This window comes from Nonomuraea sp. NPDC005730 (assembly GCF_040630865.1).
In the GTDB taxonomy this organism is placed as follows: domain Bacteria; phylum Actinomycetota; class Actinomycetes; order Streptosporangiales; family Streptosporangiaceae; genus Nonomuraea.
Window position 1 is genome coordinate 18005 of the sequence record NZ_JBEXYK010000031.1, and the last position, 24853, is coordinate 42857.

26 protein-coding genes and 2 riboswitches are annotated in these 24853 nt (G+C 70.5%); of the genes, 18 read left to right on the top strand and 8 right to left on the bottom strand.

Annotated elements, in window-relative coordinates:
* Positions 1 to 95: 95 nt before the first annotated feature.
* The 5 genes from folP to ABZ444_RS29510 are packed head-to-tail and all read left to right on the top strand — an operon-like array spanning position 96 to position 2652.
* Complete coding sequence (gene folP, locus ABZ444_RS29490; RefSeq protein WP_358003813.1) at positions 96 to 902, top strand: dihydropteroate synthase; 807 nt, start codon at positions 96 to 98, stop codon at positions 900 to 902.
* Positions 899 to 1345 (top strand): nuclear transport factor 2 family protein, encoded by a 447-nt coding sequence (locus ABZ444_RS29495; RefSeq protein WP_358003608.1) that lies wholly within the window; start codon positions 899 to 901, stop codon positions 1343 to 1345. Before folP ends, ABZ444_RS29495 begins: the two co-directional genes overlap by 4 nt.
* Positions 1335 to 1700, top strand: coding sequence for a dihydroneopterin aldolase (gene folB / locus ABZ444_RS29500; protein WP_352358554.1), 366 nt, complete (start codon positions 1335 to 1337; stop codon positions 1698 to 1700). Before ABZ444_RS29495 ends, folB begins: the two co-directional genes overlap by 11 nt.
* Entirely contained in the window at positions 1697 to 2200 is a 504-nt protein-coding gene (gene folK / locus ABZ444_RS29505) for a 2-amino-4-hydroxy-6-hydroxymethyldihydropteridine diphosphokinase (protein WP_358003611.1), read from the top strand. The genes folB and folK overlap by 4 nt, the downstream gene beginning before the upstream one ends.
* Positions 2197 to 2652, top strand: a complete 456-nt coding sequence (locus ABZ444_RS29510) for a DUF3180 domain-containing protein (RefSeq protein WP_358003614.1) — start codon at positions 2197 to 2199, stop codon at positions 2650 to 2652. The genes folK and ABZ444_RS29510 overlap by 4 nt, the downstream gene beginning before the upstream one ends.
* On the opposite strand, the gene ABZ444_RS29515 is transcribed toward ABZ444_RS29510, so the two are convergent.
* Positions 2649 to 3716, bottom strand: coding sequence for an acyltransferase (locus tag ABZ444_RS29515; RefSeq protein ID WP_358003617.1), 1068 nt, complete (start codon positions 3714 to 3716; stop codon positions 2649 to 2651). The two genes, ABZ444_RS29510 and ABZ444_RS29515, sit on opposite strands and share 4 nt — an antisense overlap.
* Complete coding sequence (locus ABZ444_RS29520) at positions 3713 to 4858, bottom strand: NADH-quinone oxidoreductase subunit D (RefSeq protein ID WP_358003620.1); 1146 nt, start codon at positions 4856 to 4858, stop codon at positions 3713 to 3715. Before ABZ444_RS29520 ends, ABZ444_RS29515 begins: the two co-directional genes overlap by 4 nt.
* Positions 4859 to 4981: 123 nt before the next feature.
* On the opposite strand from ABZ444_RS29520, the gene ABZ444_RS29525 reads away from it, so the two are divergent.
* Positions 4982 to 5665, top strand: coding sequence for a DoxX family protein (locus ABZ444_RS29525; protein WP_358003623.1), 684 nt, complete (start codon positions 4982 to 4984; stop codon positions 5663 to 5665).
* A gap of 2 nt (positions 5666 to 5667) precedes the next feature.
* Here ABZ444_RS29525 and ABZ444_RS29530 read toward each other — a convergent pair whose 3' ends face one another.
* Positions 5668 to 6963, bottom strand: coding sequence for an aminotransferase class V-fold PLP-dependent enzyme (locus ABZ444_RS29530; RefSeq protein WP_358003626.1), 1296 nt, complete (start codon positions 6961 to 6963; stop codon positions 5668 to 5670).
* Between the two features lie 46 nt (positions 6964 to 7009).
* Positions 7010 to 7125: riboswitch (SAM riboswitch) on the bottom strand.
* Positions 7126 to 7200: 75 nt separating this feature from the next.
* Between ABZ444_RS29530 and ABZ444_RS29535 the strand changes: the two genes are divergently transcribed.
* The gene (locus ABZ444_RS29535) at positions 7201 to 8400 is read left to right on the top strand and encodes a cytochrome P450 (RefSeq protein WP_358003629.1); all 1200 of its coding nucleotides are present in this window, start codon (positions 7201 to 7203) and stop codon (positions 8398 to 8400) included.
* Here ABZ444_RS29535 and ABZ444_RS29540 read toward each other — a convergent pair.
* Complete coding sequence (locus ABZ444_RS29540; RefSeq protein WP_358003632.1) at positions 8384 to 9346, bottom strand: SAM-dependent methyltransferase; 963 nt, start codon at positions 9344 to 9346, stop codon at positions 8384 to 8386. The genes ABZ444_RS29535 and ABZ444_RS29540 overlap by 17 nt on opposite strands.
* A gap of 194 nt (positions 9347 to 9540) precedes the next feature.
* Between ABZ444_RS29540 and ABZ444_RS29545 the strand changes: the two genes are divergently transcribed.
* The 5 genes from ABZ444_RS29545 (at position 9541) to ABZ444_RS29565 (ending at position 15242) form a co-directional block, all read left to right on the top strand.
* Entirely contained in the window at positions 9541 to 9765 is a 225-nt protein-coding gene (locus tag ABZ444_RS29545) for a chaplin family protein (RefSeq protein WP_352358570.1), read from the top strand.
* Between the two features lie 334 nt (positions 9766 to 10099).
* Complete coding sequence (locus ABZ444_RS29550; RefSeq protein WP_358003636.1) at positions 10100 to 10990, top strand: DUF2520 domain-containing protein; 891 nt, start codon at positions 10100 to 10102, stop codon at positions 10988 to 10990.
* 22 nt (positions 10991 to 11012) lie between these two features.
* Positions 11013 to 11846 carry a pantoate--beta-alanine ligase gene (gene panC / locus ABZ444_RS29555; RefSeq protein WP_358003639.1) on the top strand — a complete coding sequence of 278 codons (834 nt, stop codon included), beginning with the start codon at positions 11013 to 11015 and terminating at the stop codon, positions 11844 to 11846.
* Positions 11847 to 11930: 84 nt separating this feature from the next.
* On the top strand, positions 11931 to 14456 hold the full coding sequence (locus ABZ444_RS29560; protein ID WP_358003641.1) for an L-aspartate oxidase: 2526 nt from the start codon (positions 11931 to 11933) through the stop codon (positions 14454 to 14456).
* A gap of 3 nt (positions 14457 to 14459) precedes the next feature.
* Complete coding sequence (locus ABZ444_RS29565) at positions 14460 to 15242, top strand: type III pantothenate kinase (RefSeq protein ID WP_352318636.1); 783 nt, start codon at positions 14460 to 14462, stop codon at positions 15240 to 15242.
* A gap of 65 nt (positions 15243 to 15307) precedes the next feature.
* Here the strand turns inward: ABZ444_RS29565 and ABZ444_RS29570 are convergent, their stop codons facing one another.
* The gene (locus ABZ444_RS29570; RefSeq protein WP_358003644.1) at positions 15308 to 15784 is read right to left on the bottom strand and encodes a hypothetical protein; all 477 of its coding nucleotides are present in this window, start codon (positions 15782 to 15784) and stop codon (positions 15308 to 15310) included.
* A gap of 148 nt (positions 15785 to 15932) precedes the next feature.
* Between ABZ444_RS29570 and lysX the strand changes: the two genes are divergently transcribed.
* Positions 15933 to 17414 carry a bifunctional lysylphosphatidylglycerol synthetase/lysine--tRNA ligase LysX gene (lysX, locus tag ABZ444_RS29575; protein ID WP_358003647.1) on the top strand — a complete coding sequence of 494 codons (1482 nt, stop codon included), beginning with the start codon at positions 15933 to 15935 and terminating at the stop codon, positions 17412 to 17414.
* A gap of 47 nt (positions 17415 to 17461) precedes the next feature.
* On the opposite strand, the gene ABZ444_RS29580 is transcribed toward lysX, so the two are convergent.
* The gene (locus tag ABZ444_RS29580; RefSeq protein ID WP_358003650.1) at positions 17462 to 18391 is read right to left on the bottom strand and encodes an NADP-dependent oxidoreductase; all 930 of its coding nucleotides are present in this window, start codon (positions 18389 to 18391) and stop codon (positions 17462 to 17464) included.
* Between the two features lie 80 nt (positions 18392 to 18471).
* Here ABZ444_RS29580 and ABZ444_RS29585 point away from each other — a divergent pair, with 80 nt between their 5' ends.
* Complete coding sequence (locus tag ABZ444_RS29585) at positions 18472 to 18870, top strand: helix-turn-helix domain-containing protein (protein WP_358003653.1); 399 nt, start codon at positions 18472 to 18474, stop codon at positions 18868 to 18870.
* Here the strand turns inward: ABZ444_RS29585 and ABZ444_RS29590 are convergent.
* Positions 18860 to 20011: a cytochrome P450 gene (locus tag ABZ444_RS29590; protein ID WP_358003656.1), complete on the bottom strand. Its 1152-nt coding sequence runs from the start codon at positions 20009 to 20011 to the stop codon at positions 18860 to 18862. The two genes, ABZ444_RS29585 and ABZ444_RS29590, sit on opposite strands and share 11 nt — an antisense overlap.
* Positions 20012 to 20241: 230 nt before the next feature.
* Here ABZ444_RS29590 and ABZ444_RS29595 point away from each other — a divergent pair, with 230 nt between their 5' ends.
* Entirely contained in the window at positions 20242 to 20454 is a 213-nt protein-coding gene (locus ABZ444_RS29595) for a LuxR C-terminal-related transcriptional regulator (RefSeq protein WP_132597751.1), read from the top strand.
* Between the two features lie 26 nt (positions 20455 to 20480).
* Here ABZ444_RS29595 and ABZ444_RS29600 read toward each other — a convergent pair whose 3' ends face one another.
* Positions 20481 to 21524, bottom strand: coding sequence for an NlpC/P60 family protein (locus tag ABZ444_RS29600; RefSeq protein WP_358003659.1), 1044 nt, complete (start codon positions 21522 to 21524; stop codon positions 20481 to 20483).
* A 6-nt stretch (positions 21525 to 21530) separates the two neighbouring features.
* Positions 21531 to 21682: riboswitch (cyclic di-AMP (ydaO/yuaA leader) on the bottom strand.
* Positions 21683 to 21969: 287 nt separating this feature from the next.
* Here ABZ444_RS29600 and ABZ444_RS29605 point away from each other — a divergent pair.
* From ABZ444_RS29605 to ABZ444_RS29615, 3 genes are all read left to right on the top strand, one after another.
* Entirely contained in the window at positions 21970 to 22539 is a 570-nt protein-coding gene (locus ABZ444_RS29605; RefSeq protein ID WP_358003662.1) for an amino-acid N-acetyltransferase, read from the top strand.
* A gap of 85 nt (positions 22540 to 22624) precedes the next feature.
* Positions 22625 to 24214, top strand: a complete 1590-nt coding sequence (locus tag ABZ444_RS29610) for an RDD family protein (protein ID WP_358003664.1) — start codon at positions 22625 to 22627, stop codon at positions 24212 to 24214.
* 109 nt (positions 24215 to 24323) lie between these two features.
* The gene (locus tag ABZ444_RS29615; protein ID WP_358003667.1) at positions 24324 to 24812 is read left to right on the top strand and encodes an RDD family protein; all 489 of its coding nucleotides are present in this window, start codon (positions 24324 to 24326) and stop codon (positions 24810 to 24812) included.
* Positions 24813 to 24853 lie beyond the last annotated feature (41 nt).

Genomic DNA, 24853 nt, shown 5'->3' on the forward strand with positions numbered 1-24853 from the left:
ACCCGAGATGTCGGCAGGTGTGGGGGAACGCCTAGGCTTGCCCCATGACTAGCGTGCCCATCAACGTGCCGGGTGGTACGGAGCGGTGCCTCGTCATGGGCGTGGTCAACGTGACCCCCGACTCCTTCTCCGACGGCGGCCTGTGGTTCGACGCGGAGGCCGCCGTCCGGCACGGGCTCGACCTGGTGCGGGAGGGGGCCGACATCGTCGACGTGGGCGGTGAGTCCACCCGTCCCGGCGCCGCGCGGGTGCCGCTGGAGGAGGAGCTGGCCAGGGTCGTCCCGGTGATCCGGGCGCTCGACGCCGAGGGCGTGGCCGTCAGCGTCGACACGATGCGTGCCGAGGTGGCCAGGGCCGCGGTCGAGGCGGGCGCCAGGCTCGTCAACGACGTCAGCGGCGGCCTGGCCGACCCCGAGATGCCGCGCGTGGTCGCCGCGACGGGAGCGCCCTACGTGGTGATGCACTGGCGCGGCCACAGCCATGACATGGACAGCCGCGCCGTCTACGCCGACGTCGTGACAGAGGTGCGCGAGGAGCTCAGCAAGCGGGTCGATCTCGTGCTGGCCGAGGGGGTGTCCCCCGAGCAGATCGTGCTCGACCCCGGCCTCGGCTTCGCCAAGAACGCCGAACACAACTGGGCGTTGCTGGCCGGCATCCCGCAGCTCGCCGAGCTGGGCTTCCCGCTCTTGATCGGGGCCTCGCGCAAGCGGTTCCTCGGGCGGCTGCTGGCCGGCCCCGACGGCGCGCCCCGCCCGTTCAGCAGGAGCGACGACGCAACGCTGGCGGTCACCGCGCTGGCGGCTCAGGCGGGGGCCTGGTGCGTGCGCGTGCACGAGGTAGGTCCCAATGCCGATGCCGTGCGCGTGGCGGCCGCATGGAAGAGAGCCGGAGCAGGCACATGAGCGTCGACACTGCCGCGATAGAGACGGTCAACGAGGAGTTCTACACCGCGATCGAGAGTGCCGATCTCGACAAGATGACCGAGATCTGGGCCGAGGACACCGCCGACGACCAGGTGAGCTGCGTCCATCCGGGCTGGACGTTGCTGACCGGCCGGTCGGAGGTGCTGCGGTCGTGGGCGCTGATCATGGCCAACACCACCTACATCCAGTTCGTGCTGACCGACGTCAACACCACCGTGCTGGGCGACGTGGCCGTGCTCACCTGCGTGGAGAACATCCTGACGGCGGGCGAGGAGGGTGAGTCCAGCTTCGCCGCGGGCAAGGTGGTGGCGAGCAACGTCTACATCCGCACCCCGCAGGGCTGGCGGTTGTGGATGCACCACGGCTCCCCGGTGCTCCAGGGAGACGACGACGAGGACGAGGAGGGCGAGCTTGAGGTCTGACCGCATCGCTCTCAAGGGCCTGCGGGCCAGGGGCAGGCACGGCGTGCTGCCCGCCGAGCGGGAGCTCGGCCAGGAGTTCGTGATCGACGCGACGTTGTTCCTCGACACCGCCCCGGCGGCGGCCGGCGACGACCTCACCAAGACCGTCCACTACGGCGAGCTGGCGCAGGCGCTGGTCGAGGTGGTCGAGGGCGAGCCGGTCGAGCTGATCGAGACGCTGGCCCAGCGGCTGGCCGACGTCTGCCTGGCCAGTGAGCTGGTGCACAAGGTCGAGGTGAGCGTGCACAAACCGGCGGCGCCGATCCCGCTGCCGTTCGACGATGTGATCGTGACGATCGAGCGGAGCCGCGCATGAAGGCCGTCCTCGCTCTCGGCAGCAACCTGGGCGAGCGGTTCCAGACGTTGCAGGGAGCCATCGACACGTTGTTCGACGCCCCGGGCCTGGAGTTCGTCAAGGCGTCCCCGGTCTACGAGACCGACCCGGTCGGGGGGCCGGGAGGCCAGGAGCCGTACCTCAACGCGGTCGTCGTCGCCGAGACCGCCCTGCCGCCGCGTACGTTGCTGGAGCGGGCGCTGGGCGTGGAGAACGCCTTCGGCCGGGTGCGTGCGGAGCGGTGGGGGCCGCGTACGCTCGACGTCGACCTGATCGTCGTGGGCGAGACCGTGTCCGACGACCCCGAGCTGACGTTGCCGCATCCCCGGGCCCACGAGCGGGCGTTCGTGCTGGTGCCCTGGTCGGTGATCGACCCCGAGGCCACGGTGCCGGGCAGGGGCCGGGTGGCCGACCTGCTCGCCGAGCTCGACCGGCACGGTGTGCGCCTGCGTGACGACCTGAAGCTGCAGAGGCCCGATTGAAGCCGACGCATCCCGGCCGGCTGGCCGCTCTCCTGCTCGTCGTCGCCCTGGTCGTCTGGGCGGCGGTCCGGCACTTCTACTCCGACCTGCCCATCATCCCCTGGACGGCCATCCCGACCGTGCTGCTGCTCGCCCTCGGCGAGGGTTACAGCGGATGGGTGACCAAGGCCAGGATCGCCAGGAAACCCGACACCAAGCCGGTCGAGCCGCTGGCGGTGGCCCGGCTGGCGGCGCTGGCCAAGGCGTCGGCGTACGCGGGGGCGGTGTTCGCGGGGATGTTCGCCGGGTTCGCCGCGTACACGCTGCAGATCTTCGACCGGGAGACGCCGCGCTCGGAGTTCTTCGTGGCGGCCGGGTCGTTCGTGGCCTGCGTGGTGCTCGTCTGCGCGGCCCTGTACCTCGAACACTGCTGCCGGATCCCGAAGGACTCCGACGAGCGCAAACCCGACTAACGGCGGCGGCCGAAGAGGTAGATGACCGGCAGCGTGCAGATCAGCGGCCCGACGATGGCGATCGGCCGTTCCAGCCACCACTTCAGGTCGGGCGGGATCTTCGTGCCGAGGTTGCCGAACAACCACCACGACAGCCCTAAGGCGATCGCCATGCCGGTCGTGTGGAAGAGGAACAGCGGCAGGGCGTAGCGGTTGATGAAGGAGTTGGCACGGGCCCAGCGGGGGCGTTCGAGCACGCGTTCCATGGCCGGGCGCAGCACCTCGACCAGGCCGATCTGGAAGATCAGCAGGGCGACGATGACGAACGTGGGCGGCGCCATGTTCGACCACTTGTCGCCCGGCACGCCCACCATCGAGCCCGGATAGATGCCCGAGTAGACCAGGCCGATCAGGGCGAACAGGCCGGTCCACAGGATGCCGACGTCGTACCGCCGGGGCAGGACGACGATCCGGTCGTAGAAGAAGCCCGCCTGGTGGGCCAGACCCCAGACGATGATCATGTTGAGCCAGCCGGCCCACTCGTAGCCGTAGCGGAACCGCACGACGTCGACGACCAGGGCCGAGCCGCCCAGCCAGATGAGGGCCAGCACGTCGTAGCGCCTGTGCAGCCACAGCGCCACCGGCAGCAGCGCGATCAGCACCAGGTAGACGCCGAGGAACCACAGCGGGCTGAGCACGAGCAGCACCACCCGCCACATCCACTCCACGTGGGACGCCCAGGTGACGATCGCCCCGACGGAGATCCACACGCCGCACAGGAACAGCGCGGGCAGGGACAGCGCGCGGATGCGCCGCCAGACGAACGACCCGATGCCGACGCCGCGCGCCTGGGCCCGGTTCCAGGACAGCAGGTGCACGTGGCCGCCGACGTAGAAGAACAGCGGCAGCACCTGGAGCAGCCAGGTCAGGATCCACAACCCGGAGGTGAAGCCGAGCGGGCTGGTGGGCTCGGGCCCGCTGGGCTTCCACTCCAGGATCGTGAACGCCCAGTGCCAGACCACCACGACGATGAGGCTGAGGGCGCGCAGCCAGTCGACGTACTTGTCGCGTTCGGGAGTGCTCACTTGTCGATGTCACCCACGACGAAGAACATCGAGCCCAGAATGGCGATCATGTCGGCCACCAGGTTCCCGGGCAGCAGCTCGCGCAGCGCCTGGACGTTGCCGAACGACGCCGAGCGCAGCTTGAGCCGCCACGGCGTCTTGTCGCCCTTGGAGACCAGGTAGTAGCCGTTGATGCCGAGCGGGTTCTCGGTCCACGCGTACGTGTGGCCCTCGGGCACCTTGAGCACCTTCGGCAGGCGCTGGTTGACCGGCCCGGGAGGCAGCTCACGCAGCCGGGCGACGCACGCGTCGGCCAGGTCGAGCGAGACCTTGAGCTGCTCGAACAACACCTCGAACCGGGCATGGCAGTCGCCGTCGCGCCGGGTGACGACCGTGACCGGCAGCTCCCCGTAGGCCAGGTACGGGTCGTCGCGCCGCAGGTCGAGGTCCACGCCGGAGGCGCGCGCGATGGGCCCGCTGACGCCGTACTGGAGGATCTGCTCGCGGGACAGCACGCCGACGCCCTTGGTGCGGGCCAGGAAGATCTCGTTGTTCAGGATGAGGCCCTCGATGTCGGGCACCCGGCGGCGGGTCTCGGCGACGGCCTCGGCGACCCGGTCGAGCCAGCCGAGCGGCAGGTCCTCCTTGAGGCCGCCGACCCGGTTGAACATGTAGTGCATGCGCCCGCCGGAGATCTCCTCCATGACGGCCTGGATGCGTTCGCGCTCGTTGAAGGCGTAGAAGACGGGGGTGATCGCGCCCAGTTCGAGGGGGTAGGAGCCGAGGAACATCAGGTGGTTGAGCACCCGGTTGAGCTCGGCCAGCAGCGTACGCGCCCACACGGCCCTGACCGGCGTCTCCATGCCGAGCAGCCGTTCGGCGGCCAGCACGACGCCCAGTTCGTTGGCGAACCCCGACAGCCAGTCGTGCCGGTTGGCGAGCATGATGATCTGGCGGTAGTCGCGGACCTCGAACAGTTTCTCCGCGCCCCTGTGCATGTAGCCGATGATCGGCTCGGCCGTCTCGATGCGCTCGCCGTCGAGGGTGAGCCGGAGCCTGAGCACGCCGTGCGTGGAGGGATGCTGGGGGCCGATGTTGAGGATCATGTCCTCGGTCGCCAGCTCCTTCGCGCCGGCGCCGATCCCGACCACGCGTTCCGTCATAGGGCCCATGCTGCCACCGTCCCACGGGGTGATCCAGCGTGGGGGATGGTCAAGGAATCGTATGGCAACGCATCCCGAAGCCAGACATGGGGATCAATACCGGGAACGGGGGGAGAAAGCACTGTGAAGAGAGTCCTGTTTGATGTGGCGGCCCTGATCTCCCGGGTGGTACTCGGGGTGATCTTCGTGGCGCACGGCTGGCAGAAGTGGCAGGGCGGGCTCGGTGCCGCGGCGGGGCAGTTCCGGGAGATGGGCGTGCCCATGCCCGAGTTGTCGGCCGGCTTCGCCGCCATCGTGGAGCTGGTCGGCGGCGCGCTGCTGATCCTCGGCCTGCTGGTCCGGCCGGTGGCGTTGCTGCTGCTCATCGACATGATCGGCGCGATCGTCTTCGTGCACGCCGGACACGGGGTGTTGGCGCAGACCGGGGGATGGGAGCTGCCGGGCGCGCTCGGTGCGCTGTCCTTGATGCTCGCCGCGCTGGGCGGCGGCCGCATCGGCCTCGACGGCATCTTCCATTCGACGTACCGCCGCCGCAGGGAACGCCAGATCGCCGAGGACGACCTCGCCGCGCACCGGCCGGCCCGCCGCGCCGAGCCGACGACGGTCGTCACCGAGGGACCGGCCACGCAGGTCAGGCCAGAGGGCGGCCCGACGACGCCGGCCCGGCCCGAGGGCGAGGCCGAGCAGCCCAACGTGCCGAGGCAGCCCAACGCGCCGCGTCCCGGGCATCTCAACGACGAGGACATGAGGGACATCGACGCCCTGGTGTCCGACGAGCCGCACCAGCAGAAGCCGCCCAACCGCTGAGCTCAGCGGCTGACCAGGTCGCGCAGGGCCTCGATCAGGCGGTCGACGTGCTCCTGCGTGCTGCCGATGCCGATGGAGGCGCGGACCGCCGAGGCGGTGCCGTCCTCGCAACCTCCATCGGAGGTGCCCAGCAGGTGCCGGACGAACGGGTGCGCGCAGAACTTCCCGTCACGCACGCCGATGCCGTACTCGCCGGACAGCGCCTCGGCCACCTCCCGGGCCGAGTAGCCGTCCACGACGAACGACACGATCCCCACCCGCGGGTGGTCCGCGCCCCACAACGACAGCTCGCGCACCCCCGCGATCGAGGCCAGACCGGTACGCAGCCGGGCGATCAGGCGCTCCTCCTCGCGCACCAGCTCCGTCCACCCCGTGGCGGTGAGCGCGTCGCAGGCGGCGGCCAGGGCGATGGCGCCGAGCACGTTGGGGGTGCCGGCCTCGTGGCGGGGCTCGGGGTCGTCGTGCCACTCGGTGGTCTCGCCCACCGAGCGCACCGCGCCGCCGCCCTTCAGGTACGGCTCGCCCGCCGCCAGCCAGTCACGGCGTCCGACCAGCACGCCGGCGCCGAAGGGCGCGTACAGCTTGTGGCCGGAGAAGGCCACGTAGTCCAGGTCGAGCGCGGTCAGGTTGAGCCTGCGGTGCGGGACGAGCTGGGCGGCGTCCACCAGGATCCGGGCGCCGTGCCGGTGGGCGATGTGGGCGAGGGCGGCGATGGGCCACAGCTCGCCGGTGACGTTGGAGGCGGCGGTGACCACGAGCAGCTTGGGGCCCTCGATCCCGGCCAGCGCCTCGTCGGCGGCGCGGACGGCCTCGCCGGGGAAGGCGGGCGGCGCCAGGCGTACGGACCGCTCCCAGGGCAGCAGCGAGGCGTGGTGCTCGGAGTCGAAGACGACGACGGTCGTGCCCTCGGGCAGGCAGCCGGCCAGCAGGTTGGTGGCGTCGGTGGTGTTGCGGGTGAAGATGACGGAGTCGTCCGGGCGGGCGCCGACGAAGGCCCGGACCGTGTGCCGGGCCTGCTCGTAGCGGGCGGTGGTGAGCTGGGAGGCGTAGCCCGCGCCGCGGTGGACGCTGGAGTAGGCCGGGAGCGCGGCGGCGACGGCGGCGCTGACCGGCTCGAGACAGGGGGCGCTGGCCGCGTAGTCGAGGTTGGCGTAGCTCACCAGCCGGCCGCCCTTGACCGGCACTTCGAGGTCGGCGCCGAGCACGGCGGGGATCAACCGTCCGTAGGCGGCGGCAGGGGCGGTGGCCTCGGCGGCGGCCTGGGCGGGAACAGAGGTGAAGATCGTCAGAGTGGACACGGCACAGCTCCTCACGGGTCGGTCGGACCCCTGGAAGCAGCCATGGAGCCCGCGCTTGCCCGCCACACCTCGTGACGGACCAGGTCTTCACCCGGGGCACCCCGCCGCGGACGCGAGGGTTGCCGGCCAGCTAGCCGGGGCTTGTCGCTGGCACTCATGACCTACGACGGCACTATAACCGACACCCGGGCATGATTCGCAAGCTCGGCAGGTCAACCCGTCTCATAAGATGAAATAGTGCGCTTTGATCCCTGGAATCCGGATTTCGTCGTCGACCCCTATCCGGCGTACGACGAGCTGAGGCGCGAGGCGCCCGTCCGCTACTTCGAGCCGTCCAACCAGTGGCTGATCTCCCGGCACGCGGACGTGAACGCGCTGCTCCGGGACCGGCGGCTGGGCCGCGACTACACCCACGTCGCCACGCACGAGGAGTTCGGCCGGCAGCCCCAGCCGGAGTTCCAGGAGCCCTTCTGGCGGGTCAGCAGGAACGGCATGCTGGAGGTCGAGCCGCCGGACCACACGAGGCTGCGCCGGCTGGTGTCCAAGGCGTTCACGCCGCGCATGGTCGAGTCGCTGCGCCCGCGCGTCCGGGCCATCGCCGAGAGCCTGATCGACGCCTACGTCGAGAAGGGCGGCGGCGACCTGATCGCCGAGGTCGCCGAGCCGCTGCCGGTCACGGTCATCGCCGAGATGCTCGGCGTCCCCGAGCAGGACCGCCACCTGCTGCGCCCGTGGTCGGCCGACATGTGCGGCATGTACGAGCTCAACCCCAGCCTGGAGACCCAGCACCAGGCGGTGCGCGCGGCCGAGGAGTTCGAGTCCTACCTCAAGGACCTGGCCCGCGACCGGCTCGCGAACCCCGGCGAGGACCTGGTCAGCGCCCTGGCCGCGATCCCCGAGCTGACCCTCGACGAGCTGGCCGGCACCTGCGTGCTGCTGCTCAACGCGGGCCACGAGGCCACGGTCAACGTCACCGGCAACGGCTGGCGGGCCCTGCTGAAGAACCCCGGCGAGCTGGCCCGGCTGCGCGCCGACCGTTCGCTGCTGCCGACCGCCATCGAGGAGCTGCTGCGCTACGACACCCCGCTGCAGCTCTTCGAGCGCTGGGTGCTGGAGGACATCGATGTGCACGGCGTGCGGATCCCGCGCGGCTCGGAGGTCGCCTGCCTGTTCGGCTCGGCCAACAGGGACCCCGAGGTGTTCGAGGACCCGGACCGGCTCGACCTGGGCCGTCCGGACAACCCGCACATCTCCTTCGGCGCCGGCATCCACTTCTGCCTGGGCGCGCCGCTGGCCAGGATCGAGCTGACGGAGTCGTTCACCGCGCTGCTGGACCGGGTCGGGACGATGGAGCTGCGGGCGGAGCCGGTCTACAAGCCGGGCTTCGTCATCCGCGGCCTGCGCTCGCTCGACCTCGACGTCACCGGCTCTGGCTGAGCCAGCCGAACCCGCCGAGCCCGGCCGGATCGATCAGCTCGGCCTCCTCCGACGCCCTCGACAACGCGCGCACGTAGGCGCGCGGATCGGTGCGGGCGAGGTCGACCGGCGGCCGGGCGCCGGTGAGGCCCAGCGCCCGCAACATGTCACGCTGTGTGGACAAGGTTGTGGATATCGCGCCGGCCCGCCGCCCGGCCTCGGCGCATGCGTCGAGGGCGACGTGGGCGGTGATGTCGCAGGTCCCGTCGGGGACGGGGGCGACGACCGCGCCGTCGCGGTAACCGGTCAGCGTGCCACAGAGCGGTCGGTTATCCACAGGGTGTGCATAATCCACGGCTATCGCCCGGCCGCGGGCGAGGCGTACCAGAACGGAGGCCCAGGCGTCGTCACGGGGACGGCCGATCTCGGCGCGGGTGCCCACGTGCGGCAGCGGCCACCAGCGGTCGAGCCATTCGCGGTCGGCGGGCCGCAGCGGGCCGCCGAGACGCTCCTCCCCGGTCCGGGTGTTGACCATGACCAGACGCGGGCCGCCGGAGGTCTGCTCGGCCACGTCGAGCGGGATGTTGTCGAGCCACTCGTTGGCGACGGCCAGGCCGGCGATGCTGGACGGCAGGCAGCGGCGCCACTCGACCTCGTCGGGCAGCCCCGGGGGCCTGGGTGACAGGTCGACGCACGTGACCCGGAGCCGGTCGCGCAGAGCGGGCTCGGCCATGTCGAGGACGCGGCGGACCAGCATGCCCTCACCGGAGCCGATGTCGACCAGGTCGAGCCACTCGGGGCGGCCGAGGTCGGAGTCGACCTCCGCCAGCAGGGCCAGGACCGCCTCGGCGAACACGGACGAGGCCCCGACCGAGGTGCGGAAGTGGCCCGAGGGGCGTTCGCGGAGGTAGAAACCCTCCTCGCCGTAGAGCGCGCGCTCGGTCGCGGCGCGCCAGGTGAGCCACATGACGCTGACTATCTCATGACTCCAGCCATCAACACGCTAAGTCATTGATTGACTACACTTGGTCGCTACATTGCGCTAACGTTTACGTACTGTCACCGAGCGACTGCGTTTCGCCCATCCGCGGTAAGCGGCGAGCCGGATCGCTCCACCAAAGCATTGCGGCCGCCACGGCCGCATACTGAGAGGAGCCCCCCGTGAAGAAGACTCTGGTCATGGCAGGTGCCATTGCCCTGCTGGCGCTGGCGGCCCCCGCGTACGCCGACGACGTCACCCACGGCAACAACGGCATCCTGAGCGGCAGCCCGATCCACCTCCCCATCACCGCCGTCGTGCCCGTCTGCGGCAACAACATCGGCATCCAGGCCGTGCCGATCAACGGCTGCCAGGGGAGCCCCAACACCGCGGTCTACAGCCGCTGAGGCAGGGAGAGCCCGGACCGCTCGCGCGCGGTCCGGGCTCTGATCCCGGCCGGTCAGTCGGCGGATGACCGGTCAGTGCACCTCCAAGAGGTCGCATCCAGGCGGGCGTCGGGTTGTCAGGACCCGGCGCTCGTCGTCGTGCGTGGACCCCTCTCCTCATCTCTTTCGACAGGGGGTGCACGATTCGTATGCCCCTGTCGCATTTGTCATTAACTCAACGGGCGGTAAAGCGGCGGACATGCCGGATCTCGTTCGTCGGCCCGCGACATGCGCGGCGCCGCCCGCCGGTTACGCTGGTCGGCAGTGCCATCACGGTCGACAGGGGTGAGACGTCATGGACGCAGGTGATCGCCCGGCACGGCTGACCGTCGGCGTGCTCGGCGCGGGCAAGGTCGGCTCGGCGCTCGGCGCCGCGCTGGCGCAGGCGGGCCACCGGATCGTGGCCGCGAGCGGGGTCTCCGACAGATCGCGGCGGTGGGCCGCCGACCGGCTCGGGGTGGAGCTGACGCGGCCCGACGAGGTGGTGGCCGCCGCCCAGCTCATCCTGCTGACCGTCCCCGACGACGCGCTGCCCGACCTGGTGGCCGGCCTGGCCCGTACGGGCGCCGACCTCCAGGGCAAGCTGCTCGTCCACACCAGCGGCGCGTACGGCCTGTCGGTGCTCGATCCCGCCGCCGGGGTGGGCGCCCTGCCGCTCGCGCTCCACCCGGTCATGACCTTCACCGGCCGCGACGACGACCTCAACAAGATCACCGGCATCTCGTTCGGCGTCACCGCGCCCGACATGCTGCGGCCGGTCGCCGAGGCGCTGGTGATCGAGATGGGCGGCGAGCCGGTCTGGATCGCCGAGAGCGACCGCGCGCTCTACCACGCGGCCCTGGCCAACGCCGCCAACCACATGGTCACGCTCATCGCCGAGTCCGAGGAGCTGCTCGGGCGCATCGGCGTCGAGCACCCGGGCCGGATGCTGGGCCCGCTGCTCGGCGCGGCCCTCGACAACGTGCTGCGGCTGGGCATCGCCGGGCTGACCGGGCCGGTCGTCCGCGGCGACGCCGGCACGGTGCGCAAACACGTCGACGCGCTGATCCTGGCCGCTCCGGAGGCCGCCGACGCCTACATCGCGCTGGCCCGGCTCACCGCCGACCGGGCGCTGGCCGCGGGGCTGCTCAAACCGGAGGAGGCGGAGCGGCTGCTCGACGCGCTTGGGGGCAATATATGGACCTGACCGTCGGGTGTGGAGGGCAGCAATGGATCTGATCGTGGCCGGCAACCGGGACGACCTGGCGAAGGCCCGTGGCACGGGCCGGGTGGCGCTGGTCCCGACCATGGGCGCGCTGCACGAGGGCCACCGGTCGCTGATCAGGGCCGCCCGCGTGCGCGCCGACCAGGTCGTGGTCAGCATCTTCGTCAACCCGCTGCAATTCGGTCCTAACGAGGATTTTTCCCGCTATCCCCGGACGTTCGACGCCGACCTCGACGTGTGCCGGGAGGAGGACGTCCACGTCGTGTTCGCGCCCTCGCCCGAGGACATGTACCGCCCCGACCGCCAGGTGAGCGTCTGCGCGGGCGACATGGGCACGATCGTCGAGGGCGCCTCCAGACCGGGCCACTTCGACGGCGTGCTGACGGTGGTGCTCAAGCTGTTCAACCTGGTGCGCCCCGACGTGGCGATCTTCGGCCAGAAGGACGCCCAGCAGCTCGCCGTCATCCGCCGCATGGTGGCCGACCTCGACCTGTCCATCGAGATCGTCGGGGCGCCCACCGTGCGCGAGCCCGACGGCCTGGCCCTGTCCAGCCGCAACCGCTACCTGTCGGCCGACGACCGCACGGTCGCGCTGGCCCTGTCCCGCGCCCTGCGGGCGGGCGCGGCCGAGCTCACCGCCGGCGCGATCCGGTCCACCGCCCGCGCGGTGCTCGCCGAGGCCGGCGCCGATCTCGACCTCGACTACCTGGCGCTGGTCGATCCGGCCACGTTCAAGGAGGTCGACGACTCCTACGAGGGCTCGGCCGTGCTCGCCGTGGCGGCCCGGGTGGGCGGCACCCGGCTGATCGACAACGTCGTCCTGAGCCTTCGTCCCTGATCCGTACGGTGCCCCCGGGGCATGTCCACGCTGCGGCAGGCGTTATCGTCATAGTGACGAAATCGCCTCAGTGAGGAGACCCCCATGAGTGCACCGGCGATTCCCCCGCGTCTGACGGCCCCCGAACCCGGCTGGACCGTCGAGGCGGACGTGGTCGTCGTCGGCTCCGGCGTCGCGGGGCTGACCGTGGCGCTGCGCCACGCCGAGCTGGATCCCGCGGCCAAGGTCCTGGTCGTCACCAAGGACGTGTTGTCCGCCGGGTCCACCAAGTGGGCCCAGGGAGGCATCGCCGCCGTGCTCGACCCGCGCGACACCCCCGGCGAGCACCTGAGCGACACGTTGCTCGCCGGGGTCGGGCTGTGCGACACCAAGGCCGTACGGACCCTGGTGACCGAGGGGCCGGGCGCGCTGCGGCGGCTCATCGAGCGCGGCGCCCGGTTCGACCGCACCCCCGACGGCGAGCTCCAGCTCACCAGGGAAGGTGGCCACCGGCGCCACCGGATCGTGCACGCCGGCGGCGACGCCACGGGTGCCGAGGTGCAGCGGGCGCTGGTCGAGGCGGTCCGCGCCGGGTCGATCGAGGTGATCGAGCACGCGCTCGTGCTCGACCTGCTCAAGGACGCCCGCGGCCGGGCCAGGGGGGTGACCCTGCACGTCATGGGCGAGGGCGCGCGTGACGGCGTCGGCGCGGTCCTGGCGCGGGCGGTGGTGCTGGCCACCGGCGGCATGGGCCAGGTGTACGCCGCGACCACCAACCCGGTCGTGTCCACCGGCGACGGCGTGGCGCTCGCGCTCAGGGCGGGGGCGGTCGTGCGCGACCTCGAATTCGTGCAGTTCCACCCGACCGTGTTGTGGCTGGGGGAGGGCTCGACCGGCCAGCAGCCGCTGATCTCCGAGGCGGTCAGGGGCGAGGGCGCCTTCCTCGTCGACCACGAGGGCAACCGGTTCATGCAGGGCGTGCACGAGCTGGCCGACCTGGCCCCGCGCGACGTCGTGGCCAAGGCGATCACCACGACCATGCGCGAGACCGGCCGCGACCACGTCTTCCTCGACGGCCGCCACTTCGGCAGGGACATGTGGGAGAGCCGCTTCCCCACCATTTACGCCGTCTGCCGCGAGCACGGCATCGACCCGGCCACCGAGCCGATCCCCGTCTCCCCGGCCGCCCACTACGCCAGCGGCGGCGTCCGTGCCGACCTGTCCGGCCGTACCTCGATCGAGGGTCTCTACGCCTGCGGCGAGGTGGCCTGCACCGGCGTCCACGGCGCCAACAGGCTGGCCTCCAACTCGCTCCTTGAGGGCCTGGTCTTCGCCGAGCGCATCGCCGAGGACATCCACCGGACGCGTCCCGAGCCGGGCGAGCCGGTTCCGGGGCGGGCCGCGACGGGCCTGGTGGACCCCAGGGTCCGGGCCAGGCTCCAGGCGCACATGAGCGCCGGCGCCGGGGTGCTGCGCAGCCGCGCGTCGCTGCAGGCCACGTCGAAGGCGCTGCGCGACGCGCTCTGGACGCCGGTCGAGGTGCCCGCCTGCACCGAGTCGTGGGAGGCGAGCAACCTGCTCACCGTCGCCGCCGTCCTGACCGGCGTGGCGGCGGCCAGGCTGGAGACGCGCGGCTCCCACTGGCGCGAGGACCACGAGAGCCGGGACGACAATGAGTGGCTGGGCCACCTGGACGTGACCCTGACCGAGGAGGGCCTTCGCATGACGTACACCCCGCACGGCGAGGCGATGCCGCCGCGTCTGGCGCAGGAGCTGGCCGCCGCCGGGCTCGACCCGGCCGAGGTCGACGCGCTGATAGACCGCGCGCTGGAAGAGGACCTGCAGGAGGCGGGCGACGTGACCAGCCTGGCCACGATCCCGGCCGAGCAGCGTTCGGCCGCCGACGTGGTGGCCCGCAAGGACGGCGTGGTGGCCGGGCTGGCCGTGGCCGAGGCGGTCTTCCTCCGGCTGGGGGCCGGCCGCACCGAGCGGCGGGCCAAGGACGGCGAGCGGGTGGCGGCCGGCGACGTGCTGATGACGGTCGAGGGCCCGACGCGGGCCGTGCTGACCGCCGAGCGCACCGCGCTCAACCTGCTCACGCACCTGTCCGGGGTGGCCACGCTGACCGCCAAATGGGTGGCCGCGATCGAGGGCACGCGGGCGCGGGTGCGCGACAGCCGCAAGACCCTGCCGGGTCTGCGGTCCCTGGAGAAGTACGCCGTGCGCTGCGGCGGCGGCGTCAACCACCGCATGTCGCTGTCGGACGCGGCCCTGATCAAGGACAACCACGTGGTGGCGGCCGGCGGCGTGGCCGAGGCGTACCGCGCGGTGCGGGAGCGCTATCCCGAGTTGCCGATCGAGGTGGAGATCGACCGGCTCGACCAGCTGGAGCCCCTGCTGGACGAGGGCGCCGAGGAGATCCTGCTGGACAACTTCACGGTCGAGGACACCGTACATGCCGTACAAATCGTGAAAAGTCGGGCGAAAAACAGGGTTGCGCTTGAAGCGAGTGGGGGATTGACCTTGGAATCGGCTCGTGATGTGGCTGAAACTGGCGTTGACTACCTTGCGGCGGGAGCGCTCACCCACTCGGCGCCGGCCCTGGACATCGCACTGGATTTGCGGGAGTAATTGATGCTGCTCACGATCGACGTCGGCAACACGCACACGGTGCTGGGGCTGTTCGAGGGCGAGGACGTCATCGAGCACTGGAGGCTGGCCACCGACGCCCGCCGCACCGCCGACGAGATCGCCGTCGTGCTCCAGGGGCTGCTGGCCCAGTCACCCCTGCTCAAGGGCGCCGACATCAGCGGCATCGCCATCTGCTCGACCGTGCCGAGCGTGCTCAACGAGATGCGGGAGATGTGCCGCCGCTACTACGGCGACGTCACCGCCGTGATCGTGGAGCCCGGCGTGCGCACGGGCGTGCCGGTGCGCATGGACAACCCCAAAGAGGTGGGCAGCGACCGCATCGTGAACGCCCTGGCCGCCATCGACCAGTACGGCGGCCCGTGCATCATCGTCGACTTCGGCACCGCCACCTCGTTCGACGCGGTGTCGGCCAAGGGTGAGTACGTCGGGGCGGTCACCGCTCCCGGCATCGAGATCTCGGTCGACGCCCTGGCCGCCGCCGGCGCCCAGTTGCACAAGGTCGAGCTGGTCAGGCCGCGCTCGGTGATCGCCAAGAACACGGTCGAGGCGCTGCAGGCCGGCATCATCTACGGCTTCGCCGGCCAGGTCGACGGCATCGTCGAGCGCATGGCCGCCGAGCTGGCCGACGACCCCGACGAGGTGACCGTCGTGGCGACCGGCGGCCACGCGGCGCTGGTGGTCGGCGAGTCGCGCTCGATCGACGTGCACGAGCCGTGGCTGACCCTCATCGGCTTGCGCCTGATTTATCACCGCAATACCGCTTAGAACGTGACAAGCGGCCCCCACTCGGGAAGGGGGCCGCCTGTCGGTCGTGGTTTCGCCGGAGAGGGTCACTCGTTCTCGGCGCTGTAGAGCTCGCTCCAGGGGCCGCACTTGGTGGCGAAGATGCCCTGCTCGGGAACCTGGCAGACCTTGGCCCGCAGGGTGAAGACGTCGTTCTCCTCGAAGTGGAACTTCTTGTAGCCGGGGAAGCCGCAGTACTTCTTGGCGTAGACCGTGGACCAGTCGCCGTCGGAGTCCTCGGCCTGGAACTTCACGTACGCGCACTTCCCGCCCTCGTCGTAGTCGCGGTTGTCCAGGTCGTACAGCCGGCCGGTGACGTGGACCTCGTTGGAGTCCTCCTCGTCCCACTCGACGCTGACGTGACCCTGGGCCTTGGCCAGGTGGTGCTTGGCGTACACCGGGCCCCAGTAGTCGGAGTAGTCGTCGAAGTCGGCGGTGGTGGCGCTGGCGGCCGAAGGAAGCGACAGGGCCACGGCGCTGGTGGCGGCGATGGCGAGGATGCCCGTCGCGATCTTCTTCATCATGATCTCTCCCGGAGCTCCCCTCGGGCCGGCTCCTTGCCGGCTCCCCCCGGAGCTCGTGAGTCATTGGTACAAAAGGGTCCTTGCAGCGCCCCTGCAGGGAACCGTCACGAGCGCTTGCAGTTCGCCGTATCCCCTACGCTTTGTTGTTGTGAGCGAGGAACTTCCAGAGCAGATGCGCATCCGGAGGGAAAAGCTCGACCGCCTCCGCAGCGAGGGCGTCGACCCTTACCCGGTGAGCTTCCCACGCACGGCGACCAACGCCGAGGTCAGGGAGAAACACCAGGGCCTGGAGCCCGACACCGCCACCGGTGAGACGGTCGGGGTCGCGGGCCGCGTCATGCTCAACCGCGTGGGCGGGAAGCTCTGCTTCGCCACACTCCGCGACGGCGGCGCCGACCTGCAGGTCATGATCTCGCTCGACAAGGTCGGCGAGGAGTCGCTGGCGGCCTGGAAGCGCGACGTCGACCTGGGCGACCACGTCGGCGTGACCGGTGAGGTCATCACCTCGCGCCGCGGCGAGCTGTCGATCCTGGCCGACAGCTGGCAGATCACCGCCAAGTGCCTGCGCCCGCTGCCGGAGAAGCACGTCGGCCTCACCGACCCCGAGGCGCGGGTGCGCCAGCGCTACGTCGACCTCATCGTCAACGACGAGGCCAGGAAGATGGCGCGGGTGCGCAGCGCGACCGTGCGCGCGGTGCGCGACTTCTGGCACGAGGAGGGCTACCTCGAGGTCGAGACCCCGATGTTGCAGCCCATCCACGGCGGCGCGACGGCCCGGCCGTTCAAGACCCACATCAACGCCTACGACATGGAGCTCTACCTCCGCATCGCGATCGAGCTCTACCTCAAGCGGCTGGTGGTCGGCGGCGTCGAGAAGGTCTTCGAGATCAACCGCAACTTCCGCAACGAGGGCGCCGACTCCACGCACAACCCCGAGTTCACCATGCTCGAGGCCTACGGCACCTATCTCGACTACAACGACATCGCCGACCTGACGCAGCGCATGTACCAGAAGGCCGTCGTGGCCGCTCTGGACACCACCGTCGTCGTGCACGACGGCGTCGAGATCGACCTCGGCCTGGAGAAGTGGCCGCGGATCCGGCTCTACGACCTGGTGTCCGACGCCGTGGGCGAGGAGATCACCACCGAGACCACCCTTGAGGAGCTGCGGAAGATCGCCGACCGCCGCGAGGTCCACTGGGACGTCAAGTGGGGGTCGGGCAAGCTCGTCCAGGAGCTCTTCGAGGCGCTGGTCGAGCACACGCTCGTGCAGCCGACGTTCGTCATGGACTATCCGCTGGAGACCTCGCCGCTGGCCCGCCTCCACCGCGACAACCCGCTGCTGACCGAGAAGTGGGACCTGATCGGGTTCGGCACCGAGCTCGGCACCGGCTACTCCGAGCTCAACGACCCGATCGACCAGCGCCACCGGCTGGTGGAGCAGTCGTTGCTGGCCGCGGGCGGCGACCTCGAGGCGATGCAGCTCGACGAGGACTTCCTGCAGGCCCTTGAGTACGCGATGCCGCCCACGGGTGGCATGGGCGCCGGCATCGACCGGATGATCATGGCCTTCACCGGCAAGAACATCCGCGAGACCATCCTGTTCCCGCTGGTCAAGCCCACCCACTGAGCCGCCGTCCGGTGCCCCGCGCAGCTGCGGGGCGCCGGTCCGGGCGGTCAGGGCACCAGCACGAGCCGTCCGCGCAGGCCGCCCTCCGCCAGGCGGGCGTGCGCGTCGGCGGCCTTGTCCAGCGGATAGGTTCCGGCCACCCGCAACGTCAGCCGTCCGGCCTCGACCAGGCGCACCAGCTCCGCGAGCTGCCGGGCGTCCGAGCGGAACAGGACGGTGGCCACGTCCGTCCCGCGCAGCGCCACCGGCGCGACCCCCGACGAGAGCGCCACGAACGCCCCGCCGTCCCGTACGGCGTCGAGCGCGGGCAGGCCCAGCACGGCCGCGTCCACGACGGCGTCCACACCGCCGGGCACCCGCGCCCGTACGGCCTCGGCCAGGTCCTCCTCGCGGGGGACGAACCATTCCGCCCCGAAGCCGCGTACCAGCTCCTCGTCCGCGGCGCCGGCGGCGGCCACCACCCTGACGCCGCGCACGGCGGCCAGCTCCACCAGGTAGCCCCCGACGGCCCCCGCCGCCCCCGTGACCAGCAGCGTGCCGCCCGGCCCGACGCCGGTCCGGTCGAGCGCCTGCCAGGCGGTGAGCCCGTTCAGCGGCAGCGTGGCCGCGTGGACGGGGCTCACGTCGCGCGGGGCGCGGGCCACCGCCGGGGCGTCCAGCACGACGTACTCGGCCTGCGCCTTGTACGGCAGCTCCAGCCGCGCGCAGAGCCCCACGACCTCCTCTCCCACGGTGAAGGAGGTCCCCGGGCCCACCTGGTCCACGGTCCCCGCGGCGTCGAAGCCGATCCCGTACGAGTCCAGCTTCCTGGCCAGCCCGTACGAGGCCAGCGCCCCGGACGCCACGGCCAGGTCGAAGGGGTTGACCCCGGCCGCGGCCACCTTGACCCGCACCTGGCCGGGCCCCGCCGTCGGCAGCGGCGCGGACACCAGCCGGGGAGCGCCGGAGCCGCCGATGAGTGCACGCATGTTCGTCATGCCCGCGACCCTAGGAAGAGTTACTCTCTTTCGGTAAGTAGGCACCTGGAAGTGCGTAACACACAGCGAGGAGCGAGACGGTGACGACCACGACGGCGGCGCAGCGGCGTGACCAGGCGAGGCTCGCCTTCGACGCCTACTTCGCCGAATGTCCTTCCCGCAAGCTGCTCGACCGGCTCAGTGACAAATGGGTCACGCTGGTGCTCAGCGCGCTGGCCTCCGGCGAGCGCCGCTACAGCGACCTGGCCAGGCACATCGCGGGGGTCAGCCAGAAGATGCTCACCCAGACCCTGCGCGGCCTGGAGCGCGACGGCCTGGTGGCGCGCCGGGTCACGCCGCAGGTGCCGGTGCGCGTCGACTACGCGCTCACCCCGCTGGGCCAGAGCCTGATGCCGCTGGTCACCGCCATCAAGGCGTGGGCCGAGGAGCACATCGAGGACGTCGAGGCCGCCAGGGAGCGCTACGACGCTACCGCCTGAGCCGCACCGGCAGCCGGGCCAGCCCGCGCAGCACCACGTTCTCCTTGTACGGCGGCTCCGGATCGGCGGACTCCATCTTCGGCGCCGCCGCGGCCAGCGCCGACAGCGCGATCTCGCCCTCCATCCTGGCCAGCGTCGCCCCCAGGCAGAAGTGCAGGCCGAGCCCGAAGGCGAGATGCCGGCCGGGCTCGCGGCCGGGGTCGAACCGGTCGGGATCGGTGAACGCGGCCGGGTCGCGATTGGCCGCGCCGATCGGCACGAGCACGGCCGAGCCGGCGGGCACCGGCGTCCCGCCCAGTTCCCGGTCCTCCAGCGCGATCCTGGAGGTGAGCTGGACCGGCGGATCGAAGCGCAGCACCTCCTCGACCACCTCCCTCGGCCGTTCGGCGGCGAGGTGCAGCAGGCCGTGCCGCAGCAGGTTCAGCACGCCGTTTGCGATGAGGTTGACGGTGGTCTCGTGGCCGGCCACGAGCAGCAGCACGCAGGTCGCCAGCAACTCGGCCTCGGTGAGCTCCTCGACGTGTGCGAGGGAGCTCAGGAGGTCCTCGCCGGGACGCTCGCGCCGCTGCGCGATCAGGCGGCGGAAGTAGTCGCGGAACTCGTTCCTGGAACGCTCCGTTTCCGACATGAGGGCGTCTGTCAGCATCGGGTCAAGTCCGCGGGCAAGGGCCTCGCTCCATCCGCGGAAGCGGTCGTGGTCCTCCGGCGGCACCCCGAGCATCTCGCTGATCACCATCACCGGCAGCGGGTGGGCGAAACCGGAAATCAGCTCCGCCTCCTCCGGCAGCCGCCCGATCAGGTCGGCGGTGATCACCTCGATCCGCGGCCTGAGCCGGGCCACCATGCGCGGCGTGAACGCGCGGCTGACCAGAGCACGCAACCGGGTGTGATCGGGCGGGTCCATGAGCAGGAACGACCTGCCGGGCTGACCTGGCTCTTCCTGCGCGGGCGCGGACGTTCCGTGACCGAACGCGGGGTCGCGCAGCACGGCCGCGCACAACTCGTACGTGGTCACGACGAGCAGCCCGCCGCGCGTTGCGAAGATCGGCCCGGCGGCTCGCAGCTCGCGATATCGGACGTACGGATCGCGCACAAATTGCGGATCCGAGGGATCAAAACCCAGCAGGTCGGTGGCGCTCATCGGGGGCGGAACCGGGCCGCCGAATTGATCGTTTGGACCGTTCATAGCGGACCACGGCGTGCCAACATATGCGGAGTACGTCACATATAAGCGATCATGTCAATAGCACTGGTCAAGGGCGCCGATTGTCGCGCTTGACGACCTTTCCGCGATGCGTTTACCTTCACCGAGACGAGCGGCTTTGCTTCGCCTGAAAGGTCCGAGTTCTGCTGTTGGGGGGAGGGCTCCCGGTGGATGTGCTCACAGAAGGCGTTGAGCTGAGCCACGCGGATTTGGCGTTACTGGCCGAGCTGGCCAGGGGGGTGACCGTCGATCGGGTCGGCAGGCGGCTGGATATCAGCGGACGGACCGTACGGCGCAGGCTGAGGGGCATCTGCGACCGCATCGGCGTGGCCACGGCGATCGAGGCCGTGGCGTGGGCGGCGCGCCGCCAGCTCATCTAGCGGCGCTCGGCGAAGAGGCGCGCCGGTCAGTCCGCGATGCGCACGCCGCCGGCGAACGGCCGCCTGTCTATCGAGGCGACCCGCACGACGTCACCCGTCTGCGGGGCGTGGACCATCATGCCGCCGCCGATGTAGATGCCGACGTGGTGCAGGTCGCTGTAGAAGAACACCAGGTCGCCGGGGCGCAGCTGGTCGCGGCTGATGTGGGTGCCGGCCGTCCACTGGTTGCCGGTGTAGTGGGGGAGCGAGATGCCCACGCGCTGGTAGGCGGCCATCACCAGGCCGGAGCAGTCGTAGGAGCGCGGCCCCTCCGCGCCCCACACGTACGGCTTGAGCTGCTGGGTGAGGGCCCACTTGGCGGCCTGGGCGGCCTTGCCGTCGCCGATGACCGGCAGGTTGACGCGTACGGCGCGGGTGCCGGGACGGCCCGCCTCGCCGACGGCCCGCCGGTAGAGGTTGCTCTCGACCTTGGTGACCAGCTTGGTGATCTTCGAGCGCTTGCCCTCCAGATCGGTGACGATCTGCTGGACCTCGGCGATGCGGGTCTTGGCGCCGGCCCTGGCCCGCTCGGCGGCCTCCATGGCCTTGGCGAGCTGGTTGACCTCCTCGCCCTGCTGCTGTTCGAGCGCGTACGTGGTCGCGGCCCGGTCGAGGAAGGTCTCGGGGTCGCCGGACTGGGCGAAGGCCAGGGCCTTGTCCAGGCCGCCGGTGATGTAGGCGTTCTGGGCGAGCAGCGAGGCCCTGGCGCGCCTGGCGGCCAGGTCGGACTCGCTGGTGGCCAGGATCTTCTGGGCGGAGTCGTTGGCCTTCTGCGCGGCCTTCAGCCGGTCGCGCTGCTCGTTGTACTGCTCGGCGAGCGTCTCGATCTCTTCGTGCAGCTTCTCCACCTGGTCGGCGAGCTCGGAGAGCGACGGCTTCGGGTCGGCGGCGGCGGAACCGACGGGGACGGCGAACAGCATCGCGGCGATGGTGACGCCGATGACGCCGAGGCGGCGTGTGCGCCTGGCCTGCTCCTGGGGGCGGGCGTGCCTGCCCCCCGACTTCCCCGAGCGGTCGAGCGTCCGCTTCACCAACCGAGCTCCTCTCATCGACGCCGGCCGGGTTAGCTGACGGGTTCGGGCCGGAGCAGCCCTACCGAGATGGTCGGATTCACCCCAAGTGGTGGCGCGAGGTGCTCGCCACCGTTGGTTCCCCGGCTTCCCTTGCGGGAATTGGGCGTGTCTTTCCGCGCGCATTACGCGGAGAACATCGTCGCTGGACACTAATGCACTCCGGGTTCACGCTCAACCGGAACTGCCGAGTCTGTAGAGGTTTCACAACTGAAGGGTCACAAGGTGATCTCGTGGGTAGCCGTACGGAAGCTGGCTTCTGCACCTTTTGTCCAGCATTCGGGGTGCTGAGGTCTGGAGGAAAGCTCCAAGTCGGCCCGTGTTCACCTGACCACGGGATGTGATGAGATGCCCGAGACGTGGGATTTAGGGCCGAGCCGTAATGAGATCTGTACCCTGGAGAGCCATGGAGCAGGTGGCCGAAGTGGCAGTCCCCGAGACCGCGGTCGTGGTCAGGCGTGCGCGCACGCCCGACGTGCGTGCGATCAGGCGTCTCGTGGACACCTACGCGGGCGCGGGGCCGCGGCTCCTGGAGAAGGCCACGGTCACGCTGTACGAGGACGTCCAGGAGTTCTGGGTGGCCGAGCAGAGCGGGGAGGTCGTCGGCTGCGGCGCGCTCCACGTGCTCTGGGAGGACCTCGCCGAGGTCCGTACGGTGGCCGTCGATCCCGCGTGCCGGGGGTTGGGGGTCGGGCGGCGGATCGTCTCGGCACTCGTCCGGCAGGCGAAGGATCTGGGGCTGCGGCGTGTATTCTGTCTGACTTTTGAGGTCGACTTCTTCGCGAGGCACGGTTTCCGCCCCATCCAGGGCACACCGGTCTCACCCGAGGTCTACGCCGAGTTGCTGGCCTCGTACGACGAGGGTGTGGCGGAGTTCCTTGATCTGGAACACGTCAAACCGAACACCCTTGGCAACACCCGCATGCTGCTGCATCTGACATCGGGTGACGCGGACCTTGACCACTTGGAAAGGTGATTGTTGATACCTATGTCGATACGTTGGGCAGCACAGGCATGTGTCCTGACACGTGCCACATGCGCACTCGAAGCGAGGTGACACGGTGAGCACCGGACAGCCGCCGTACCCACAGGACGATTCCGGCGAGAACCCCGAGTACGGGCAGCACCACGGCCGTCGGCCCGGTGAGCCCGACCCGGACGTGACTGTGGTCGGCTACCGGGCGGACGACGCCTTCGGCCAGCCCCCATACGGTCAGCAGCAGCAACAGGGCTATGGCCAGCAACAGCAGTACGGCCAGCAACAGCAGCCGTACGGCCAGCAGCAGGGCTACGGCCAGCAGCCCCAGTACGGCCAGCAGGCCGCCTCGGGTCAGCAGGGCTACGGCCAGCAGCAGGGCTACGGCCAGCAGCCGCAGTCCTCGGACCAGCAGTACACGCAGCCCGGCTACGGCCAGGAGGCCCAGTACGGCCAGCAGGCCGCGTCGGGCCAGCAGGGTTACGGCCAGCAGCCGCAGTCCTCCGGCCAGCAGGGCTACGGTCAGCAGGGCTACGGCCAGCAGGCGCAGCCCGACTACGGTCAGCAGGGTTACGGCCAGCAGGCCGCCTCGGGTCAGCAGGGCTACGGCCAGCAGCCGCAGTCCTCGGGCCAGCAGTACACCCAGCCCGGCTACGGCCAGGAGGCCCAGTACGGCCAGCAGGCCGCGTCGGGCCAGCAGGGTTACGGCCAGCAGCCGCAGTACGGCCAGCAGCCGCAGTCGCAACCCGACTACGGCCAGCAGCAGGGCTACGGCCAGGACGCCCAGTACGGCCAGCAGGCCGCGTCGGGCCAGCAGGGTTACGGCCAGCAGCCGCAGTCCTCGGGCCAGCAGTACGCCCAGCCCGGCTACGGCCAGCAGGCCCAGCAGGGTTACGGCCAGGAGGCCCAGTACGGCCAGCAGGGCTACGGCCAGCAGTCGCAGCCCGACTACGGCCAGCAGCAGGGCTACGGCCAGGACGCCCAGTACGGCCAGCAGGGCGGCTACGCCCAGCAGCAGTACGGCGACCAGCAACAGGGTTACGCCCAGCAGCAGTACGGCGATCAGCAGCAGTACGGCCAGGCCTACGGCCAGCAGCAGCAGTCGCAGCCCTACGGCCAGCCCGGCTACGGCCAGCCCTTCGGTCAGCCCGTCGGCGTGCAGCCTCCGGGCGCTCCGGCCCCCCTGGCGGAGTGGTGGCAGCGTCTGGTCGCGAGGATCATCGACGGCGTCATCCTCGGCGTCGTGAACTTCGTGGTCAGCCTCATCCTGGGCCTGTTCGCGATCGGTTACGACTCGGCGACCGGCTCGACCTCCGGCATCCTGTCGGGCTTCGTCATCGGCATCCTGTCGGCGATCGTCACGACCGCCGTCTGGGTCTGCTACGAGTTCTTCCTGACGAAGATGAACGGCCAGACGGTCGGCAAGATGGTCATGGGGATCAAGGTCGTCCCGGTGGGGCAGGCCCTGCCTCCGGGCGGGCTCGGCTCCGACCTGGCGATCAAGCGCGCCGGCGTCACCTGGGGCGGCTACATCCTGAGCGTGATCCCGTTCCTCGGCCCGCTGCTCGCCTGGGCGTGCGTCGCGGTCAACGGCGCCTCGCAGCTGTGGGACAAGCCGCTGCAGCAGACGTTCGCGGACAAGTTCGCGGGCACGGTGGTCGTGAAGATCAAGTAATCCCGCGTCAGCAGCGTAAAACAGGGGCCGGCTTCCCGCCGGCCTCTGTTTTGTGTGTGCGGGGCGTACCAAAATGGGGGGTACGACCGCCGACCCCGTGAGGTGGGATATGGCCGGGACACCGTCGTGGCCGGGCCTCGTGCCCGCGGAATGGTGGGAACGCCTCGCCGCCCGCTTCATTGAGGCGCTGGTCTTCGGGGTCTTCTATTACATTCTGTTCATCGCGCTGTGGGGCGCCTTCCGGACTGTCGGGATGGCGGAGGCGTTCGGCGGGCGGCTCCCCGGGCTCTTGGCCTGGTTCCTGGCCGGTCTGTGTTATGCGGCCTATGACTGGCGGGCCCATTGCCTGCGCCGACGGACCTTCGGCCAGGCGATCATGAAGATTCGCCTGGCGCCGGACGACCTTCCACGTGGCGCCCTGCTGAAACGATCCCTGGTCTATCCCGGGCCTGTCATGCTGATGGGCATTCCGGTGGTCAATCTGCTGGCCGGAATGCTGCTGTTCGGCGTCGGGCTGCTCATCCTGATCGACAAGCCGTTGGAGCGCGGGCCGCATGACAGGCTGGCCGGAACACGGGTGGTAAAAGATCTTCGTTGAGGCATCCGCACCTGGGAAGATGCCTTTTCGCAAAATTTTCC

Excerpts from the sequence above, each read along its gene's own strand:
- folK (WP_358003611.1), top strand. The coding sequence starts at position 1,697 with ATGAAGGCCGTCCTCGCTCTCGGCAGCAACCTGGGCGAGCGGTTCCAG.
- ABZ444_RS29605 (WP_358003662.1), top strand. The coding sequence starts at position 21,970 with ATGGAGCAGGTGGCCGAAGTGGCAGTCCCCGAGACCGCGGTCGTGGTC.
- ABZ444_RS29495 (WP_358003608.1), top strand. The coding sequence starts at position 899 with ATGAGCGTCGACACTGCCGCGATAGAGACGGTCAACGAGGAGTTCTAC.
- ABZ444_RS29520 (WP_358003620.1), bottom strand. The coding sequence starts at position 4,858 with ATGACGGAACGCGTGGTCGGGATCGGCGCCGGCGCGAAGGAGCTGGCG.
- ABZ444_RS29570 (WP_358003644.1), bottom strand. The coding sequence starts at position 15,784 with ATGATGAAGAAGATCGCGACGGGCATCCTCGCCATCGCCGCCACCAGC.
- ABZ444_RS29540 (WP_358003632.1), bottom strand. The coding sequence starts at position 9,346 with ATGTGGCTCACCTGGCGCGCCGCGACCGAGCGCGCGCTCTACGGCGAG.
- folP (WP_358003813.1), top strand. The coding sequence starts at position 96 with ATGGGCGTGGTCAACGTGACCCCCGACTCCTTCTCCGACGGCGGCCTG.
- ABZ444_RS29590 (WP_358003656.1), bottom strand. The coding sequence starts at position 20,011 with ATGAGCGCCACCGACCTGCTGGGTTTTGATCCCTCGGATCCGCAATTT.
- ABZ444_RS29580 (WP_358003650.1), bottom strand. The coding sequence starts at position 18,391 with ATGACGAACATGCGTGCACTCATCGGCGGCTCCGGCGCTCCCCGGCTG.
- ABZ444_RS29565 (WP_352318636.1), top strand. The coding sequence starts at position 14,460 with ATGCTGCTCACGATCGACGTCGGCAACACGCACACGGTGCTGGGGCTG.
- ABZ444_RS29550 (WP_358003636.1), top strand. The coding sequence starts at position 10,100 with ATGGACGCAGGTGATCGCCCGGCACGGCTGACCGTCGGCGTGCTCGGC.
- ABZ444_RS29560 (WP_358003641.1), top strand. The coding sequence starts at position 11,931 with ATGAGTGCACCGGCGATTCCCCCGCGTCTGACGGCCCCCGAACCCGGC.
- panC (WP_358003639.1), top strand. The coding sequence starts at position 11,013 with ATGGATCTGATCGTGGCCGGCAACCGGGACGACCTGGCGAAGGCCCGT.
- ABZ444_RS29615 (WP_358003667.1), top strand. The coding sequence starts at position 24,324 with ATGGCCGGGACACCGTCGTGGCCGGGCCTCGTGCCCGCGGAATGGTGG.